Source organism: Proteus sp. fly-1067 (assembly GCF_040139345.1).
GTDB lineage: Bacteria > Pseudomonadota > Gammaproteobacteria > Enterobacterales > Enterobacteriaceae > Proteus > Proteus vulgaris_B.
This window is the reverse complement of sequence record NZ_JBEEUL010000009.1, coordinates 155,443-173,372: the sequence shown is the minus strand read 5'-3', so window position 1 is coordinate 173,372 and position 17,930 is coordinate 155,443. Positions and strand designations below refer to the sequence as shown.

Below are 17,930 nucleotides of genomic sequence, written 5' to 3'. Positions count from 1 at the left end.
TGTCTGATAATTTGTTAAAGAGCAGTGCAACATTCGCTGCCGTTTCCGGTCTTCTGCGTTGTTGCGAGGAGGCGTATTCTACATCTTCCTCATTCAGTGTCAAGCGTTTATTTTCAAGGCTTTTCACTTTTTTTCTTTGTTTTCTCAGTCAGTTCGCTTAGCGCCCTGTTCCGTGACAACGAGGACGCATTATAGGGAGTTTTCTGAGGCTGGCAATAGTTTTTTTAAAAAAAATGATTGTTTGTTGGTAAATTAAACGAAGTGCTTATTTTTTGTGGCTTTTTAACCATTTTGGCAAGTCTGCAAGGCTATCAAGAACAAAATCCGCACACTTTTGTGCCTCTTCTGTTATCTCTTTTCCTGTACGAACTAGAATTTTATGACCAACACCTGCATTTTTTGCTGCCAACATATCTTCTTTTTTATCACCAACCATATAAGAAGAAGCCATATCGATGTTTAATTGTGCTTTTGCATCCATAAACATTCCTGCTGCTGGTTTACGACAGTCACATGCTTTTCTATATTCTTCTATATTAGCGTCAGGATGATGAGGACAATAATAGATACCGTCTAAATCAACACCTCGATCCGCTAAAGACCAATCCATCCACTCAGTTAAGTGTAAAAATTGATCTTCACTATAGTAACCTCGGCCAATACCGGATTGGTTAGTCACAAGAACTAAGGCATAGCCCATTGCTTTTAATTCAGCCATTGCCTCAATGACGCCATCAATAAACTCAAAGTTATCAATTTCAGATACATACCCGTGGTCTATATTAATAGTTCCATCGCGATCTAAGAAAATCGCTGAAATCCCCTTACTCACAGCACATTACTCCATTTAGATATTTTTATTAGTATCGCATGTTTTTTCTTATATAGAGAATGATATCCACGGCTTTCTTTCTTTATTAGCCTTCTACTCTTTTTTATTGACTTAGCCGTCTAGACGCCTTAACATCTATTTTAACTCGGGCAGAATAGTCTCTATGTCCCATATCTACTTATATAAAGAAAAACATGATTAAACTGACGAATATAAACAAAGTATTTAAGCAGGGAGAGCGTTCTATACAAGCGCTATCAAATATAAACCTGCATGTGCCACAAGGACAGATTTTTGGTGTTATCGGATCGTCAGGAGCGGGTAAAAGTACACTTATACGTTGCGTAAATATGTTAGAGAAACCAACTTCAGGTGAAGTATTGGTTGATGGACGAGATCTCACAAAATTATCAGATAAAGAATTAACAAAAGCACGCCGCGGTATTGGCATGATTTTCCAGCATTTCAACTTACTGTCCTCTCGTACCGTATTTGATAATGTCGCATTGCCATTAGAACTTGATAATACGCCACGAACTGAAATTAATAAGCGTGTTAATGAATTACTAGAATTAGTTGGTCTGTCTGATAAGAAAGAGTACTACCCAGCTAACTTATCTGGTGGACAAAAACAACGTGTTGCAATTGCACGCGCATTAGCAAATTCACCTAATGTTTTATTGTGTGATGAAGCCACCAGCGCACTAGATCCAGCAACAACACGTTCTATTTTAGAATTACTGAAAGATATTAATCGTCGCTTAGGCCTCACCATTTTATTAATTACTCATGAAATGGACGTTGTAAAACGTATTTGTGACCAAGTTGCGGTTATTAGTGGTGGTGAGTTAGTTGAAAGTGATGCCGTCAGTGAGGTTTTCTCTCACCCTAAAACGCCTGTTTCTCAAGCTTTTATTCAATCAACACTGCAATTAGATATCCCTGAAGACTATAAAGAACACATGAAACCAGAGTGGGAGGAAGGTTTATTCCCATTATTGAGACTTGAATTTAACGGCCAATCTGTAGATGCACCATTAATGTCTATCGTTGCACGTCGTTTTGACGCTGATATTAATATTTTAAGTTCTCAAATAGACTATGCCGGTGGTGTGAAATTTGGTGTGATGTTAGCTGAACTACACGGTAAGAATGGTAACACTGAAAAGTCGATTGCGTTTTTAGAAGAGCATCATGTAAAGGTAGAGGTTCTCGGTTATGTCTGAAGGTATGATTTATTTATTAATTAGTGGGATCTGGGAAACCTTAGTCATGACCTTTGTTTCAGGCTTCTTTGGTTTTGTTATCGGATTACCTCTGGGTGTTTTACTTTATGTTACGCGTCCTGAACAAATCATGGCAAATCCACCTGCCTACCGCATTATTTCAGCACTCGTTAATATTTTTAGGGCAATCCCTTTTATTATCTTATTAGTATGGATGATCCCTTTTACACGTATGGTCGTAGGGACTTCAATTGGCTTGCAAGCAGCCATCGTGCCATTAACTGTTGGAGCGGCACCATTTATTGCTCGTATGGTAGAAAATACACTATTAGAAATCCCTCAAGGATTGATTGAAGCATCCCGCTCTATGGGTGCAACGCCAATGCAAATTATTAAGAAGATTTTATTACCCGAATCTTTACCTGGCTTGATTAATGCGGCAACCATTACTTTAATTACATTAGTCGGTTATTCCGCAATGGGAGGTGCTGTTGGTGCCGGTGGTTTAGGTCAAATTGGCTACCAATATGGTTACGTTGGCTATAATGCAACAGTAATGAATACAGTCATTGTTCTACTCGTTATTCTTGTTTTTATCATTCAGTTTTTCGGCGATCGCTTAGTGAAGCTGACAACACATAAATAAATAGATTGAAGGTTTCTATTATTAATAAGGAAACCTTTTAATTAACAGATCAAATAAGGGTAAATGTATGTCATTGAAATTTAAATCGCTCGCAGTTGTAAGTGCTTTAGTTGGTGCATTGGCATTAGCTGGTTGTGGTGAAAAAGAAAAAGATCCAAACCATATTCGTGTCGGTGTTATTTCAGGCTCTGAACAACAAGTCGCTGAAGTAGCGAAACAAGTTGCTAAAGATAAATATGGTCTTGATGTAGAACTCGTTACTTTCAATGACTTCGTTATGCCTAATGAATCATTAAGTCGTGGTGATATCGATATTAATGCATTCCAACATAAACCTTATTTAGACCAACAAATTAAAGATCGCAATTACAAAATAACAGCTGTAGGAAATACTTTTATTTATCCTATCGCGGGTTATTCTAAAAAGATTACTGATTTAGCCGATTTACCTGATGAAGCACAAGTAGCTATTCCTAATGATCCAACAAACTTAGGCCGCTCACTGCTGTTATTAGAAAAAGTTGGGTTAATTAAATTAAAAGATGGCGTAGGTCTGTTACCTACCAAGCTTGATATTATTGAAAACCCTAAAAAATTACAATTAGTTGAATTAGAAGCACCACAGTTACCTCGCTCATTAGATGATCAAAAAATCTACTTAGCAGTAATTAATACTACTTATGCAAGCCAAGTCAATTTAACACCAGCAAAAGACGGTATCTTTGTTGAAGATAAAGACTCACCATACGTAAACATCATTGTTGCTCGTGAAGATAATAAAGACAGTGAGAATGTGAAGAAATTTATTCAAGCCTATCAAACTGATGAAGTGGATAGTGCTGCCAATAAAATTTTTAACGGTGGTGCAGTAAAAGGCTGGTAATACATTAATATTTAACTTAATTATAAAAAAGGCGGACATTTGTTCGCCTTTCTCTTTTTTACTTGGCTAAATTGCATTAAATTAGAGCCGTTTAATTTTTGTATAGATAATAATAAAGAGGATATTACCCATGCACATGCGCTTGCTACTTCTTGGCATCATGGCGCTGTTTATGACAGGCTGTTCAATGCAAAAATCATCTGATGTTGATCAGTCTAAATTTACGGATATGCGTTTAAATAAACCAGGACAACCACAAAAACCAAAATCACAGACGTTACCTTCTGTGCGTATTGTTGAGAAAACAGAAGACCTTTTAGGTGCTCCGTTTAAAGATCTCGGCATTGTTGCCGGTGAATCTTGCCGTCAAACATTACAAGATCCACCAGCAAGTTTACCTATCGCAAAAAAAAGAATGGCTACAAAAGCAGCTTACAAAAATGCCAATGCTGTTTTATTGCATGAATGCCAAATTGTCACTGGTTTAGGTTGCTACCAATCTGCTATTTGTGAAGGTACAGCATTACTCATTACAAAATGAATACCTATCAAATGAATCCTATAGGGCATATATCAAGTCCTTATAAAGAAAAATTTGCCGTTCCACGCCAACCTGGGTTAATCCAGGATGGCGGCGGCCAACTTATTCTACATACACCTTACAATCACCCAGATGCAGTTCGAGGCTTAGAACAATTTAGTCACCTTTGGCTGATTTTTGTTTTTCATCAAACAGCACAACAGGGTTGGCATCCTTTAGTTCGCCCCCCAAGGCTTGGTGGGAATACCAAAATGGGTATTTTTGCAACTCGCTCAACTTTTCGTCCAAATCCCATCGGCATGTCTTTAGTCGAATTAAAAAAAGTAAACACACAAAACCAGTCCGTTGTTTTAGACTTAAGCAGCCTTGATTTAGTTGATGGAACTCCTGTTCTGGATATTAAGCCTTATTTACCCTTTGCAGAGTCTCGACCAAATGCGATTGCTGGTTTTGCACAAGAAGCACCAGATAATGAAATGTCTGTTTTCTTTTCACAACTCGCTTTAGAACAACTGCAATATTATGCGAACAAATATCCTCATCTTTCGCGTTTTATTACTCAAGTATTACAACAAGATCCTCGCCCTGCTTATAAAAAAAACGAGCAAAGTGATAGGATCTATGCGGTACATTTACTTGAATTTAATGTTCGCTGGCAAGTCAGTGGGCAACAGACACTTGTTCTTGATATAGAACCGCGGTAACTTGCTACTATCTTCATTGATATTGGTATCATGAATACTCCAATCTGAACGTCATTCTCGTTGTCTTTAAACAAATCAGATTGAAAAAAATGCTTTGCCCCTTTTGGCAGACCTAAGTCACTGGTAGACTAGAGCGTGTTGACCTTTGATGGTCGATTTTTATTCGAATTAAAAGCATTTTAGGCAAGGAGAGGGGCTCGCCGCCTAGTGAACTAGGCTAGCGCCTCTCAACGCAGAATAAAATGAGTGAAACGCCTTTTAATCGAACCCGTAGGGCTGTTTTTATTTTTAAGTGGTCATTGTTAATGTCAATCAATGCCCAAACTCAAAATAGTTGAATATGTTGCTTGTTTTATAAATTTCTTTTGCTGTAAAAATAAGCAGCAAAGATCAACACGCTCTAGAGTCTTTCTCTAATTATATTGATGTAGACTGGCGTGACAGTCAGCCTAAGTATTTTTGTTCTAATGGAACCTAATAATGCGTACTAGCCACTATTTGCTCTCTACTTTAAAAGAGACACCTGCTGATGCAGAAATTGTCAGCCATCAACTTATGCTTCGCGCAGGCATGATCCGTAAACTCGCTTCTGGTCTTTATGATTGGATGCCGACAGGGGTTCGTGTTCTGAGAAAAATTGAAAAAATTGTTCGTGAAGAGATGGACAATGCAGGATCACTTGAAATCTCAATGCCCGTTGTTCAACCTGCTGATTTATGGCTAGAAAGTGGTCGTTGGGAACAATACGGTCCTGAATTACTGCGTTTCGCAGACAGAGGCGAGCGTCCATTTGTTTTAGGCCCAACTCATGAAGAAGTTGTCACTGATATTGTTCGTAATGAAATTACCTCTTACAAACAACTTCCTCTGAATTTATATCAAATTCAAACTAAATTCCGCGATGAAGTACGCCCTCGTTTCGGCGTGATGCGTTCTCGTGAATTTATCATGAAAGATGCTTACTCTTTCCATATCTCTCAAGAGTCTTTACAAGAGACTTACGACAGAATGTATGAAGCTTATAGCAAAATATTCTCACGTATTGGTCTGGATTTCCGTCCAGTGTTGGCAGATACAGGTTCGATTGGTGGTAATGCATCTCACGAATTCCAAGTATTAGCAGACAGCGGTGAAGACGATATTGTTTTCTCTACAGGTTCTGACTATGCGGCAAACATTGAGTTAGCAGAAGCCGTAATGCCATCTACACCACGTGCAGCAGCGACTGAAGAATTACGTTTAGTGGATACACCAAACGCAAAAACCATTGCTGAGTTAGTGGAACAATTCAACCTGCCAATAGAAAAAACAGTCAAAACATTGATTGTTCATGGCACAAAAGAAAGTGGTCATAAACTCGTTGCTTTATTAATCCGTGGTGATCACGAGCTTAATGAAGTAAAAGCAGAAAAATGCGCTATTGTTGCAGCACCTTTAACTTTTGCTACAGAAGCTGAAATTCGCCAAGCAGTAAATGCAGGTCCAGGTTCATTAGGCCCAGTTAATCTGCCACTTCCAGTTATTATGGATCGCTCTGTTTCTGTGATGAGTGATTTTGGTGCAGGTGCAAACGTTGATGGTAAGCACTATTTTGGTATTAACTGGGAACGTGATTTACCGGTTGCTGAAATTGCTGATATCCGTAATGTGGTCGAAGGCGACCCAAGTCCTGATGGAAAAGGCACATTACTTATCAAACGAGGTATTGAAGTTGGTCATATTTTCCAGCTTGGTACAAAATATTCAGAAGCATTAAAAGCAACGGTACAAAACGAAGAAGGTCATAACCAAATCGTTACTATGGGTTGTTATGGTATCGGTGTAACTCGTATTGTTGCTGCGGCTATTGAACAAAATCACGATGCACGTGGTATTATTTGGCCTGATGCAATAGCACCTTTCCAGGTTGCAATCTTACCAATGAACATGCACCGTTCTTATCGTGTTAAAGAAGTTGCTGACAGACTTTATGACGAATTACGAGCCCAAGGCATTGATGTTCTTTTTGATGATCGTAAAGAGCGTCCGGGTGTGATGTTTGCTGATATGGAATTAATTGGTATTCCACACACTATCGTTATTGGCGATCGTAACCTCGATAACAACCAAATCGAATATAAAGCACGTCGTAGTGATGATAAATCACTGATTAATGTTGATGACGTTGTTGCCTTTATCAAAGAGCAGTTAGCTTAATTCTTAAGCCTCTTGACGATAAGAGAGGCTTCATTGAGCAATAAAAAACCCGCAAAAGCGGGTTTTTTTATTAGGAATAGAATAACTAAAACTTAGCTTCTGCTACCGCGATGGTTTCCACAAGAGCCATGACGATTAAAACGCGGTTTTTCATCAGTAACAACTAATGCTCTATCATATTTACCATCTTCCATTGAAGGGCGAATACTGTAATAACCATTCACTTCAAGGTAAACCGGTGTTCCACCATCAACACCTGTTGAGAAATAACCTTTTTCTAATTCAATACCATTTGCTGCGTAAATACGTCCTGATTGACAATCTTTAAATGTTCCAGCATCAGCAAAATAGGTAAACTCGCCAGCAAGCAGCTTAGGCTGAACTTTAGCTAAAGTATAATTTAGCTCTGAATTAATGACGTTACCGTCAATATCAAGCATAACTAATTTATCTTCACGAGGTAAATAATAGCTTTTCTCACCATAACTATTAGTCAGTGTCAGCTTATCTTTACCTAATACCCAAGTTCCTGATTCAAAGAAACTACGTTTATCATCAGGTGAACCTTGGTAGCTTTGCTCCATTACATAAGAGCCATCTTGATTGACAAGAATTGTGGTGTCGATACCAGAACAATCGGCACACGGCAGAATACTGTTGTAAGTTTGGTCTACAATTTTTCCATCAAGTGATAAGCCAATATTATTTTGGCAACCTGATAGTACAAATAACCCGGCAGCAACGGCTGCAAATAAAATTTTTTTCCCCATCATCGACTCCCTACATTCTGGGTACTTTTTAATAAATCATTCTCAATATGATTCTAACATTTTTTAAAATAAAAGGGGGGTAATAAATACGCTTTAAGATAAATGCACCCATAATTGTCAGTTATTTCTCAAATCACTTCGAATAAAGAACTATTTAAGAAAATTATTATAATAACTATTGTGCTCACATCGAATAACAGCATAATGATTTTATTCTGAATTATTCACTGGCGGCTATACCGCCACGAAAAAGTGGTGAGGGAATATGTCAACAAATACAGAATATCAACCAATTAACTGTGATGATTACGAGTATCTGGAGTTAGCATGCCAACGTGGTTTAGCGCTCCATATTGAATTACATAATGGTGAGCTGATTGAAGGCATTGCTGATGATCTTTTCTTAAGCAAAAAGGTTGAATACCTAAAGATCAAGACGTCTGAAGGTTCTAAAGATTTACGACTGGATATCATTGCCAGTTTTTCTAATCCCGAACTTGGGACTATTGTTATAAAATCGGAATAACCGAATAAAGAACAGCCGCCAGCAGGCGGTTGTTCATTAATGAGCCTCTTGCCACTCAATAGTAATCGCATATTCTGATGTTGCTTTTCCCTCAAAAGTCACAAATGTATTAATAGCAGCAATTAACGTATCATTATAATAAATCAAAGGAATTCGCGTCCTACGCCAAGGCGCAATGTCAAGCTCTTGCCAAATTTTTTTACTATGCCGAGCATGTTCTCGTCCAACAATACGCAAAGACGCTTGTGTCAAACCAAAACGAACGGTGACCTTTTCATCCTTTGAAGGTGCTCTAACGGTATTTTTTCCTGTTGCCGTTGTTAGAGATAAAACACCTAATCCACTAGGTAAAGACAGTGATTGAGTAAGTGGCCATTCAATAATTTTATTAACAGGATCATCAATCATTGGTACAAGATAAAGGCGTTGTTTATAACGCCTCACTTCATCTTGATAAAATTGTAACTTAGGCTCAGCATCGGCTTTAGCTAAAGCAACTTCCTGCCATAATCGTAAAATTTGTTGTCTAGAGGGCATAATTTTATTATGTTGAGCAAACCAACGCCTTAATAGCGCATTACGCTTTATCACACTACAAAGAGCAAGTTGCTTGATGTCTAAACTGTGCTCTCTATCCATTAAAGCATTAAGTTCTGGCTCCAACAGCTCATCCAATAGTGCCTCTTGTTCACCACACAGTGCTGCACTACGAGTTACCGATTGTGAAAAATGGGGCCATCGCTGCGTTAATAATGGCATAACTCGTAAACGTAAAAAATTGCGATCATAGCTATCGTCTTGATTACTATCGTCTTCAATCCATGTTAGCCCTTGCTCAGTAGCATAAGATTCAATCTCTTCACGAGTAATATTAAGTAATGGTCGAAGCAAATAGCTATGCTCAAATACCATTTTAGCTGGCATTGAAGAAAGCCCTGACGGGCCACTACCTCGCTTTAACGCCAGTAAAAAAGTTTCAGCTTGATCATCTTGATGTTGAGCCGTCACTAACACTTGTTGTGGTTGTAAATTCCGACGAAAAGCTTGATAACGCGCTTCTCTAGCACCATTCTCAAGCCCTCCATCTTTAGGATCGACACGAACTTTTTCACTAATAAAATTTACCTGCCATTGCTGACAGCATTGTTCACAATGAGTAAGCCAATCATCTGCTTTGATATTTAATCCATGATGAATATAGATGGCAGTTAATTCTAAAGGTAATTGGAATTCATCACGTAAACGCACAAGCCCCTGCAGTAAAACGGTGGAATCTACTCCGCCACTAAAGCCCACCAAAATTTTGATGTGAGGATCAATGCGCTGTTTGATTTCTTTAAGAAGTGAGCCGTATTCCTGTTTCATCGCTTTGTCATTTATCAGTGAATTCAGGTGATTATGTTAATCTTTTCTCGCTGATTTTGCACGAGTACAAAGTATTCCTATAAATAAAACAAAGTGTAACGCTATTACACAAACATTAAGAGAAATAGAAATAAGATAAATACGAGGTTATAAAGAAATTAAAGAAGTAAAAAGCAGAATAACGATTATTCTGCTTTCTATTGAAAACAGAATTAAGCTGTAAAACCGCCATCAACCAAATAAGAAGCTCCAGTAACAAACGAAGCCGCATCGCTGGCCAAAAATGCGACAACATTAGCCACTTCCTCTGGTGTGCCGAGGCGCCCAATAGGATGCAATGTCGCTAACTTTTGTTTATCTAATTCACGGCCATCCAGCAAAGGTGTATCAATATAACCAGGGCAAACCGCATTAATACGAATACCTTTGTTTGCGTAATCAATAGCCAGTGTTTGTGTCAGTAATTTAACTCCGCCTTTTGATGCACAATAGGCAGGAAATTCATGCTGCCCAACAAAAGAACAAATTGAACTGCAATTCACAATCGCACCTGACATTTTGTTTTTTAGCCAATATTGAATTGCTGCTCGATTAATCAAAAAGAGTCCATTTAGATTAACATCTAAAACACCCTTCCATTTTTCATACTCTAATTTATCAGCAATGTTATCTGTTAAAACACCCGCATTAGCAAACAAGAAATCCATTCTTCCATACTTATTTACAACATAATCAACAAGTTGTTCATTTTCTTTTTCACTCTTCACATCCATTTGCACGAATTCACCGACAAATCCCTTCTCTTTTAGGTATTTTTCTGCTTTTTGTCCTCGTGCTAAATTACTACCAGTAATAACCACTGATGCACCTAGGGATAAAAATTTTTCCGCAGAGGCTAAACCAATACCGCTATTACCACCTGTAATAATTCCCACTTTGCCACTAAATGTAATCATCACCGATCCCTCATTTAATAAATCTTATAAAATGATAGGCGGGCATTATTATTTTTTTAGAAAAAATATGAATTAATATTAATTTTGAGATCAAGTTAACATATTGATATATAATATATTATAGTTAATATCACAGATTCTAATTGTTTCGATAGAGATAGTTTAAAATGGATCAATAAAAAGCCCCATGTCATCAACATGAGGCTTATCTGAATTTATTCAAATATCTCGAGATCAGCAGTAGCCGTATTCCATTAAACGTTGGTAACGACGATTAGTTAGCTCTTCTGAATCAAATGCATCTAATTCTTCTAAATCAGATTGGATTTGTGCTTTTAATGAAGCAGCAATTTCGTCATAGTGACGATGAGCGCCACCTAAAGGCTCAGAAATAACGTTATCAATCAGTTTAAGCTCTTTTAAGCGGTTTGCAGTAATTCCCATTGCCTCTGCCGCTAATGGTGCTTTGTCTGCGCTTTTCCAAAGAATAGAAGCACAACCCTCTGGTGAAATAACGGAATAGGTGCTGTATTGCAACATGTTCACTTTATCACCCACACCAATAGCTAATGCACCACCAGAACCACCTTCACCAATGACAGTACAGATGATTGGCACACCAAAACGTGACATTTCACGTAAGTTACGTGCGATCGCTTCTGATTGGCCTCGTTCTTCTGCACCAACGCCTGGATAAGCACCAGGAGTATCGATAAAGGTGATAATAGGAAGATTAAAACGTTGTGCCATTTCCATTAAACGAAGCGCTTTGCGATAGCCTTCTGGCGCTGGCATACCGAAGTTTCGGCGAATTTTCTCTTTTGTTTCACGCCCTTTTTGATGACCAATAACCATAACAGGACGGCCGTCTAAGCGCGCAATACCACCGACAATCGCTTTATCATCAGCATAAGCACGATCGCCTGCTAATTCTTGGAAATCAGTAAAGATACGATGAATATAATCCAGTGTGTAAGGTCTTAATGGATGACGTGCAAGTTGTGCAACTTGCCATGCACCAAGATCAGAAAAAATCTTACGCGTTAGCTCTAGGCTTTTTTCTCTTAAGCGTGAAACTTCTTCATCGATATTAATATCAATTTTTTCATCATGTTGGCTAACTGCGGTTAGCGAATCAATTTTCGCTTCTAACTCGGCAATTGGCTGTTCAAAATCCAGAAAATTAAGACTCATAACATTCCTATTTTAGTCAAATTCTAATTCTACCTGCTCATTACCCAGCAGAGTTCGCAGATCCGTTAAAAGCATATCTGTTGGCGTTACGCGCCAAGTCGCACCAAATCGTAAGCGTGCGCAGGCATCATGCTTTTCAAAATAAAGATGAACCGGTATCGTGCCTGAACGATGAGGTTCTAAAACGCCGCGAAGACGATTTAATAATTGCTCATTAATTTGCCTGTCTGATAACGAGATAGCAAGTCCTCGTGCATATTTTTCACGGGCTTCGTTGATATCCATAAGTTCGCGGACTGTCATTTTAAGCCCACCATTGAAATCATCAAAGCTGACCTGCCCGGTAGCAATTAAAATCTTGTCTTGTTCTAATAAATGTTGGTATTTATCCAATGCATCAGAAAATAACATAATTTCTAAGCGACCTGAACGATCATCTAAGGTACACACGCCAATTCGGTTTCCTCGTTTTGTCGTAAATACTTTAGACGCTAACACTAAACCCGCGACTTTCACCATTTGGCCACGTGGCGTTGGTACTAAATCTTTTAGACGCGTTCCTGCGGCATATCGTTCAATTTCTTTTAAATAACGAGTGATCGGATGACCTGTTAAATATAAACCTAATGTCTCTCGCTCACCTTCTAAAACAACTTGTTCCGGCCATTTAGGTATATTGGCATAAGAACGCTCAACTTGTTCAGGAGCTTCTGCTAACACGCCAAACATATCCGATTGCCCTATTGCTTCAGCTTTGGCATGTTGATCTGCCGCTTTTAATGCATCTTCTAATGAAGACATCAATGCGGCACGATGAGGCCCTAACTTATCGAATGCGCCTGACATTATCAGTTTTTCCATCACTCGGCGATTCAATTTTTTCGTTTCTGTTCTAGCACAGAGATCAAAAATATCTTTAAAGTGACCGCCTTGCTGACGCGCTTCTACTATTGCCTCAATTGGGCCTTCACCCACTCCTTTTATCGCACCAATACCGTAAACGATTTCACCTTCATCATTTACGTGAAAATGATATAAACCACTATTAATATCAGGAGGAAGAACTTTTAATCCCATTCTCCAACATTCATCAACTAACCCCACCACTTTTTCTGTGTTATCCATATCTGCCGTCATTACAGCAGCCATAAATTCAGCAGGATAGTGGGCTTTTAGCCATAACGTTTGATATGAAACTAAAGCATAAGCAGCTGAGTGCGATTTATTAAATCCATAACCGGCAAATTTCTCCACCAAGTCAAAGATCCGCATGGCAAGTTCGCCATCAACACCGTTTTTGATAGCTCCTTCTTCAAATACAGAACGCTGCTTTGCCATCTCTTCAGGTTTTTTCTTACCCATTGCGCGTCGTAACATATCCGCGCCACCCAGCGTATATCCAGCAAGAACCTGCGCGATTTGCATAACCTGTTCTTGATATAAGATAACGCCATAGGTAGGCTCTAAAACAGGCTGTAAGCTCTCATGTTGCCATTTAACATCAGGATAAGAGATCTCTTCAACACCGTGTTTACGGTCAATGAAGTTATCCACCATACCTGATTGCAATGGACCAGGGCGAAATAAGGCCACTAATGCAATCATATCTTCAAAGCAGTCAGGACGTAGACGCTTGATAAGATCTTTCATACCACGAGATTCTAACTGAAATACCGCGGTCGTTTCAGAACGCTGCAACATATCGAAACTACGCTGATCCGTTAATGGGATCGCAGAGATATCAACTGGTTCCAGTGATTTTTTTTCACGTCGGGCATTAATCATTTCTAATGCCCAGTTAATGATAGTGAGTGTTCTTAATCCTAAGAAGTCGAATTTAACAAGACCTGCATATTCAACGTCATTCTTATCAAATTGTGTAACTGGGTTATTTCCTTCTGCATCACAATAAAGCGGTGCAAAATCAGTAATTTTCGTTGGTGATATAACCACACCACCCGCATGTTTACCCGCATTACGTGTCACCCCTTCTAATTTACGAGCCATATCAATAAGAGATTTAACCTCTTCATCGGCTTCATAAATTTCAGGTAACTGAGGTTCTGCGGCAAACGCTTTTTCTAGCGTCATTCCAGGATCTGGCGGTACAAGCTTCGAAATTCTATCAACAAAACCGTAAGGATGCCCTAAAACACGCCCAACATCTCGGATAACCGCTTTTGCCGCCATCGTACCAAATGTAATAATCTGAGATACCGCATCACGACCGTACATATCAGCAACGTGATCAATTACCCTATCGCGTTTTTCCATACAGAAATCGACGTCAAAGTCAGGCATTGAAACACGTTCTGGGTTAAGAAAACGTTCGAAAAGTAAATCAAATTCTAAAGGATCAAGGTCAGTGATTTTGAGTGAATAAGCGACTAATGATCCTGCACCCGAACCTCGCCCTGGTCCTACAGGTACACCGTTATCTTTAGACCACTGGATGAATTCCATTACGATAAGGAAGTAACCCGGGAATCCCATCTGGTTGATAACTTTCAATTCAACATCAAGGCGCTCATCATATTCAGGGCGTCTTTTTTTCCGCTCTTCGGGATCAGGGAATAAAAAAGCTAAACGTTCTTCTAGACCTTCTTGGGATTTTTTAACCAAGAAATCTTCTGTACTCATATCCCCTGTTGGGAATTGCGGAAGAAAATATTCCCCTAAACGGATCGTGACATTACAACGTTTTGCAATTTCAACGCTGTTTTCTAATGCTTCAGGTATATCAGCAAATAACTCACACATCTCTTCCTCTGTGCGCATATATTGCTGAGGACTATAATTTTTTGGACGCTTGGGATCTGAGAGTGTAAAACCATCATGGATTGCAACGCGAATTTCATGTGCATCAAAATCATCACTATCCAGAAAACAGACGTCATTCGTTGCAACAACTGGTAAGCCTTTTTCAGAAGCGAGTGCTACAGCTTCATGCAAATAGCTTTCTTCGTCAGGGCGGCCAGTTCGAATAAGTTCTAAATAATAACTATCAGGAAAGTGAGTTTGATAATACTCAAGACATTGATCAACTAAGGCACGATTTCCACGGAGCAAGAACTTACCTACATCGCCCATTCTTCCACCCGAAAGCAACAAGAGTCCTTCTTTATAGGTTGTTAGCCACTCTTGTTTAATAATCGGCCCTGCGGCGCCATAACCATGTTTGTAAGCTTCAGAAATCAGTAAGGTAAGATTTTGATAGCCTACATTATTGCGAGCAAGAATGGTGAGGTGGGCATATTCATCGCCTAATAATTCTGTTTCGAGGTAAACATCGGCACCAATTATAGGTTTAATACCCGCACTATGTGCGGCACCATAAAACTTCACTAACCCACATAAGTTAGTGAAATCAGTAATCGCAAAAGCAGGCATTCCCAGCGAAGCCACTTTCTTCACAAGAGGCCCTGTTTTTGCCAATCCATCGATCATTGAATAATCGCTGTGTACCCTAAGATGGATAAAACGAGGATCTGCCATAATATTTAATTACTCTGTGGATTACTTTAAATTTAATGCTCGTTTTACAGGCGCAAAACTTTTTCGATGATAAGGGGTTGCCCCTAATAAGGCCAGTTTTTCCATATGGAAAACTGTTGGATACCCTTTATGTTTAGCAAAACCATAATCAGGGTAAAGCTTATCTAACTCTTCCATTTCTCTATCACGAGTGACTTTAGCAAGTATAGAAGCCGCACTGATTTCTTGAACTAAACTATCACCTTTTATGACTGCTTGAGAAGCCATTGGCAATTTAGGACAGCGATTACCGTCAATCAAAACCATATCAGGCGTAATAGATAATCCTGCAACCGCGCGCTCCATTGCTTTCATCGTTGCCCAAAGAATATTTAATTCATCAATTTCTTCAGGCTCTGCACGACCGATTGCCCAACATAATGCTTTTTCTTTTATTTCGTCATACAGAGCATTACGTTTTTTTTCTGTTAGCTTTTTAGAGTCTGTTAATCCTTCAATCGGGTTTGCCGGATCAAGAATAACAGCAGCCGTCACTACAGCGCCAACCAGAGGTCCTCGGCCTACTTCATCAACTCCAGCAATAAGATTTGCTTTTGGATATACAAATTCCATTATTTCTCTGCCAATTCTAATACTGCATTTGCTGCTTGCTCATCCGCATTACAGCGAATAGCACTATGAAGTTGTAAAAATATCTCTTTTAATTGATGTGCTTTTTCTTTATCTGTTAAAAGAGGTAAAAGTTGTTCTGCCAACGCCCTTGGCTCACACTCTTCTTGTAACAACTCTTTAATTATTTCTCGACCAGCTAATAAATTGGGTAATGAAACATAAGGTGTTTTCACTAACCTTTTTGCTAACCAAAAAGTGAATGGTTTCATGCGATAGCCAACAACCATTGGGCATTTCGTAAGCATACACTCTAATGCAGCCGTACCTGATGCTAACAATGTTGCATCACTTGCTGTCATTGCTTCTCTTGCTTGCCCATCAAGTAACTGAATGTCGAGTTCAGGAGCAATATCTTGGTGGATCTGCTCGAATTGAATACGTCGTTTAGCATTCACCAATGGCACAACAATATGAAGTGTTGGTATTTGTTGTTTTAGTAACTGTGCTGTTTTTATAAAATCAGCGCTCAGCATCTCAACTTCTGCATGACGACTACCAGGAAGGAGAGCTAAACAAGAGACATTTTCAGGTATTCCGAGATGTTTACGAGCTACTTTTTTATCCGGATTTAAAGCGATTGCATCCGCCATTGTATGACCAATAAAACGACAAGGAACCTGATATTTATCATAAAACGCTTTTTCAAAAGGCAGAAAAGCTAAGACAAGATCTGTCGCTTTACCAATTTTGAAAACACGTTTTTGGCGCCAAGCCCACACAGATGGACTGACATAGTGAATAGTTTTGATCCCTTTTTGCTTTAAACGACCTTCAAGGGTGATATTAAAATCAGGTGCGTCGATCCCCACGAAAACATCAGGCTTTAATTCTGAGAATCGTCGAGTGAGATCTTTTCTGATCTTTAATAATCGCGGTAAGCGTTCAAGAACTTCAACGATCCCCATGACGGCAAGCTCTTCCATCTCATACCAAGCTTCACAACCTTCAGCTTGCATAAGAGGCCCTGCGACGCCGACAAAACGGATATTAGGATGCTTTTGTTTAAGAGCGCGGATTAATCCCGCGCCCAAGATATCACCGGACGTTTCACCAGCGACTAAGCCGATAACTAACGGACGCTGAACAGTAGATAATTGGCCTGACAAGGTCATATCCTAATTAGCGAATGATGCCACGGTTAGATTTTGCTGAGTTTTCCAGAAAATCACTGAACAACTTAACATACGGATTATTATTATCTGCAACCAGTTGTCCAATTTCTTCACGTGCTTCTTCCAGTGTTTTACCATTACGGTAAAGAACTTTATAAGCATTGCGAATTGCATGAAGATCTTCTTTAGCAAAACCTCGGCGTTTTAATCCTTCAATATTCAGCCCATAAGGGGTTGCGTGGTTTCCTTGTGCAATAACAAAAGGAGGAACATCTTGTGCCACACCTGAACATCCGCCCACCATAACGTGAGAGCCAATTTGACAAAACTGATGAACTGCACTCATACCACCGATAATCACAAAATCACCTAAAGTGACGTGACCACCAAGTGTTCCGTTATTAGCAATAATACAGCGGTCACCAATAATACAATCATGTGCGACATGCGTATTAATCATCAGTAAGTTGTCATTGCCGATTTTTGTGATATTGCCACCTTGGGTTGTTCCACGATGGATAGTCACACTTTCACGAATAAGGTTACGATCACCAATAATAACTTGTGTTGGCTCACCACGATATTTCAGATCCTGATTTGCTTCACCAATAGAGGCAAATTGATAAATCTGATTTTCTCGACCAATACGCGTATGCCCATTGATAACAACGTGAGATTTGATATCAGTACCTTCACCAATTTCAACGTTTGCACCAATAACGCAAAAAGGGCCAATGCGAACATTAGCACCAATTACTGCGCCCTCTTCAATAATCGAGGAAGGGTGAATGACTGCGGATTTATCTATCATA

16 protein-coding genes are annotated in these 17,930 nt (G+C 39.2%); 7 read left to right on the top strand and 9 right to left on the bottom strand.

Annotated features, from left to right (window positions below; translation table 11 throughout):
- Positions 1 to 265 precede the first annotated feature (265 nt).
- Positions 266 to 832, bottom strand: a complete 567-nt coding sequence (gmhB, locus tag ABN217_RS13400; protein ID WP_196554680.1) for a D-glycero-beta-D-manno-heptose 1,7-bisphosphate 7-phosphatase — start codon at positions 830 to 832, stop codon at positions 266 to 268.
- 194 nt (positions 833 to 1,026) lie between these two features.
- On the opposite strand from gmhB, the gene metN reads away from it, so the two are divergent.
- The 6 genes from metN to proS all read left to right on the top strand — a co-directional run bounded on the left by metN (position 1,027) and on the right by proS (position 7,028).
- A complete protein-coding gene (gene metN, locus ABN217_RS13395; RefSeq protein WP_196554681.1) occupies positions 1,027 to 2,058 on the top strand; it encodes a methionine ABC transporter ATP-binding protein MetN in 1,032 nt (343 codons plus the stop codon).
- Entirely contained in the window at positions 2,051 to 2,704 is a 654-nt protein-coding gene (locus ABN217_RS13390) for a methionine ABC transporter permease MetI (RefSeq protein ID WP_036933988.1), read from the top strand. The genes metN and ABN217_RS13390 overlap by 8 nt, the downstream gene beginning before the upstream one ends.
- A gap of 67 nt (positions 2,705 to 2,771) precedes the next feature.
- On the top strand, positions 2,772 to 3,587 hold the full coding sequence (locus ABN217_RS13385; RefSeq protein WP_036933990.1) for a MetQ/NlpA family lipoprotein: 816 nt from the start codon (positions 2,772 to 2,774) through the stop codon (positions 3,585 to 3,587).
- Positions 3,588 to 3,717: 130 nt separating this feature from the next.
- On the top strand, positions 3,718 to 4,128 hold the full coding sequence (gene rcsF / locus ABN217_RS13380) for an envelope stress sensor lipoprotein RcsF (RefSeq protein ID WP_082151821.1): 411 nt from the start codon (positions 3,718 to 3,720) through the stop codon (positions 4,126 to 4,128).
- Positions 4,125 to 4,832 (top strand): tRNA (N6-threonylcarbamoyladenosine(37)-N6)-methyltransferase TrmO, encoded by a 708-nt coding sequence (gene tsaA, locus ABN217_RS13375; protein WP_072069994.1) that lies wholly within the window; start codon positions 4,125 to 4,127, stop codon positions 4,830 to 4,832. Before rcsF ends, tsaA begins: the two co-directional genes overlap by 4 nt.
- A 480-nt stretch (positions 4,833 to 5,312) precedes the next feature.
- Positions 5,313 to 7,028: a proline--tRNA ligase gene (proS, locus tag ABN217_RS13370; protein ID WP_196554683.1), complete on the top strand. Its 1,716-nt coding sequence runs from the start codon at positions 5,313 to 5,315 to the stop codon at positions 7,026 to 7,028.
- Between the two features lie 92 nt (positions 7,029 to 7,120).
- Here the strand turns inward: proS and nlpE are convergent, their stop codons facing one another.
- On the bottom strand, positions 7,121 to 7,801 hold the full coding sequence (gene nlpE / locus ABN217_RS13365) for an envelope stress response activation lipoprotein NlpE (protein ID WP_196554684.1): 681 nt from the start codon (positions 7,799 to 7,801) through the stop codon (positions 7,121 to 7,123).
- A 262-nt stretch (positions 7,802 to 8,063) separates the two neighbouring features.
- Here nlpE and rof point away from each other — a divergent pair, with 262 nt between their 5' ends.
- Positions 8,064 to 8,324 (top strand): Rho-binding antiterminator, encoded by a 261-nt coding sequence (rof, locus tag ABN217_RS13360; protein WP_072069997.1) that lies wholly within the window; start codon positions 8,064 to 8,066, stop codon positions 8,322 to 8,324.
- 36 nt (positions 8,325 to 8,360) lie between these two features.
- On the opposite strand, the gene tilS is transcribed toward rof, so the two are convergent.
- The 7 genes from tilS to lpxA all read right to left on the bottom strand — a co-directional run bounded on the left by tilS (position 8,361) and on the right by lpxA (position 17,929).
- Positions 8,361 to 9,689, bottom strand: coding sequence for a tRNA lysidine(34) synthetase TilS (gene tilS, locus ABN217_RS13355; RefSeq protein ID WP_072069998.1), 1,329 nt, complete (start codon positions 9,687 to 9,689; stop codon positions 8,361 to 8,363).
- Between the two features lie 212 nt (positions 9,690 to 9,901).
- Complete coding sequence (locus tag ABN217_RS13350; RefSeq protein WP_349459510.1) at positions 9,902 to 10,645, bottom strand: SDR family NAD(P)-dependent oxidoreductase; 744 nt, start codon at positions 10,643 to 10,645, stop codon at positions 9,902 to 9,904.
- Positions 10,646 to 10,879: 234 nt separating this feature from the next.
- On the bottom strand, positions 10,880 to 11,839 hold the full coding sequence (gene accA, locus ABN217_RS13345) for an acetyl-CoA carboxylase carboxyl transferase subunit alpha (protein ID WP_196554685.1): 960 nt from the start codon (positions 11,837 to 11,839) through the stop codon (positions 10,880 to 10,882).
- Positions 11,840 to 11,851: 12 nt separating this feature from the next.
- A complete protein-coding gene (dnaE, locus tag ABN217_RS13340; RefSeq protein WP_197269922.1) occupies positions 11,852 to 15,334 on the bottom strand; it encodes a DNA polymerase III subunit alpha in 3,483 nt (1,160 codons plus the stop codon).
- Positions 15,335 to 15,355: 21 nt separating this feature from the next.
- Positions 15,356 to 15,946 carry a ribonuclease HII gene (gene rnhB / locus ABN217_RS13335; protein ID WP_006535883.1) on the bottom strand — a complete coding sequence of 197 codons (591 nt, stop codon included), beginning with the start codon at positions 15,944 to 15,946 and terminating at the stop codon, positions 15,356 to 15,358.
- The gene (gene lpxB, locus ABN217_RS13330) at positions 15,946 to 17,118 is read right to left on the bottom strand and encodes a lipid-A-disaccharide synthase (RefSeq protein ID WP_196554687.1); all 1,173 of its coding nucleotides are present in this window, start codon (positions 17,116 to 17,118) and stop codon (positions 15,946 to 15,948) included. Before lpxB ends, rnhB begins: the two co-directional genes overlap by 1 nt.
- Before the next feature lie 7 nt (positions 17,119 to 17,125).
- Positions 17,126 to 17,929: an acyl-ACP--UDP-N-acetylglucosamine O-acyltransferase gene (lpxA, locus tag ABN217_RS13325; RefSeq protein WP_072070003.1), complete on the bottom strand. Its 804-nt coding sequence runs from the start codon at positions 17,927 to 17,929 to the stop codon at positions 17,126 to 17,128.
- Between the last annotated feature and the right edge of the window lies 1 nt (position 17,930).

What these genes read in the sequence shown, in the direction of transcription:
- metN (WP_196554681.1), top strand. Translation starts at nt 1,027, where the DNA reads ATGATTAAACTGACGAATATAAACAAAGTATTTAAGCAGGGAGAGCGT.
- ABN217_RS13390 (WP_036933988.1), top strand. Translation starts at nt 2,051, where the DNA reads ATGTCTGAAGGTATGATTTATTTATTAATTAGTGGGATCTGGGAAACC.
- ABN217_RS13385 (WP_036933990.1), top strand. Translation starts at nt 2,772, where the DNA reads ATGTCATTGAAATTTAAATCGCTCGCAGTTGTAAGTGCTTTAGTTGGT.
- rcsF (WP_082151821.1), top strand. Translation starts at nt 3,718, where the DNA reads ATGCACATGCGCTTGCTACTTCTTGGCATCATGGCGCTGTTTATGACA.
- tsaA (WP_072069994.1), top strand. Translation starts at nt 4,125, where the DNA reads ATGAATACCTATCAAATGAATCCTATAGGGCATATATCAAGTCCTTAT.
- proS (WP_196554683.1), top strand. Translation starts at nt 5,313, where the DNA reads ATGCGTACTAGCCACTATTTGCTCTCTACTTTAAAAGAGACACCTGCT.
- nlpE (WP_196554684.1), bottom strand. Translation starts at nt 7,801, where the DNA reads ATGATGGGGAAAAAAATTTTATTTGCAGCCGTTGCTGCCGGGTTATTT.
- rof (WP_072069997.1), top strand. Translation starts at nt 8,064, where the DNA reads ATGTCAACAAATACAGAATATCAACCAATTAACTGTGATGATTACGAG.
- tilS (WP_072069998.1), bottom strand. Translation starts at nt 9,689, where the DNA reads ATGAAACAGGAATACGGCTCACTTCTTAAAGAAATCAAACAGCGCATT.
- ABN217_RS13350 (WP_349459510.1), bottom strand. Translation starts at nt 10,645, where the DNA reads ATGATTACATTTAGTGGCAAAGTGGGAATTATTACAGGTGGTAATAGC.
- accA (WP_196554685.1), bottom strand. Translation starts at nt 11,839, where the DNA reads ATGAGTCTTAATTTTCTGGATTTTGAACAGCCAATTGCCGAGTTAGAA.
- dnaE (WP_197269922.1), bottom strand. Translation starts at nt 15,334, where the DNA reads ATGGCAGATCCTCGTTTTATCCATCTTAGGGTACACAGCGATTATTCA.
- rnhB (WP_006535883.1), bottom strand. Translation starts at nt 15,946, where the DNA reads ATGGAATTTGTATATCCAAAAGCAAATCTTATTGCTGGAGTTGATGAA.
- lpxB (WP_196554687.1), bottom strand. Translation starts at nt 17,118, where the DNA reads ATGACCTTGTCAGGCCAATTATCTACTGTTCAGCGTCCGTTAGTTATC.
- lpxA (WP_072070003.1), bottom strand. Translation starts at nt 17,929, where the DNA reads ATGATAGATAAATCCGCAGTCATTCACCCTTCCTCGATTATTGAAGAG.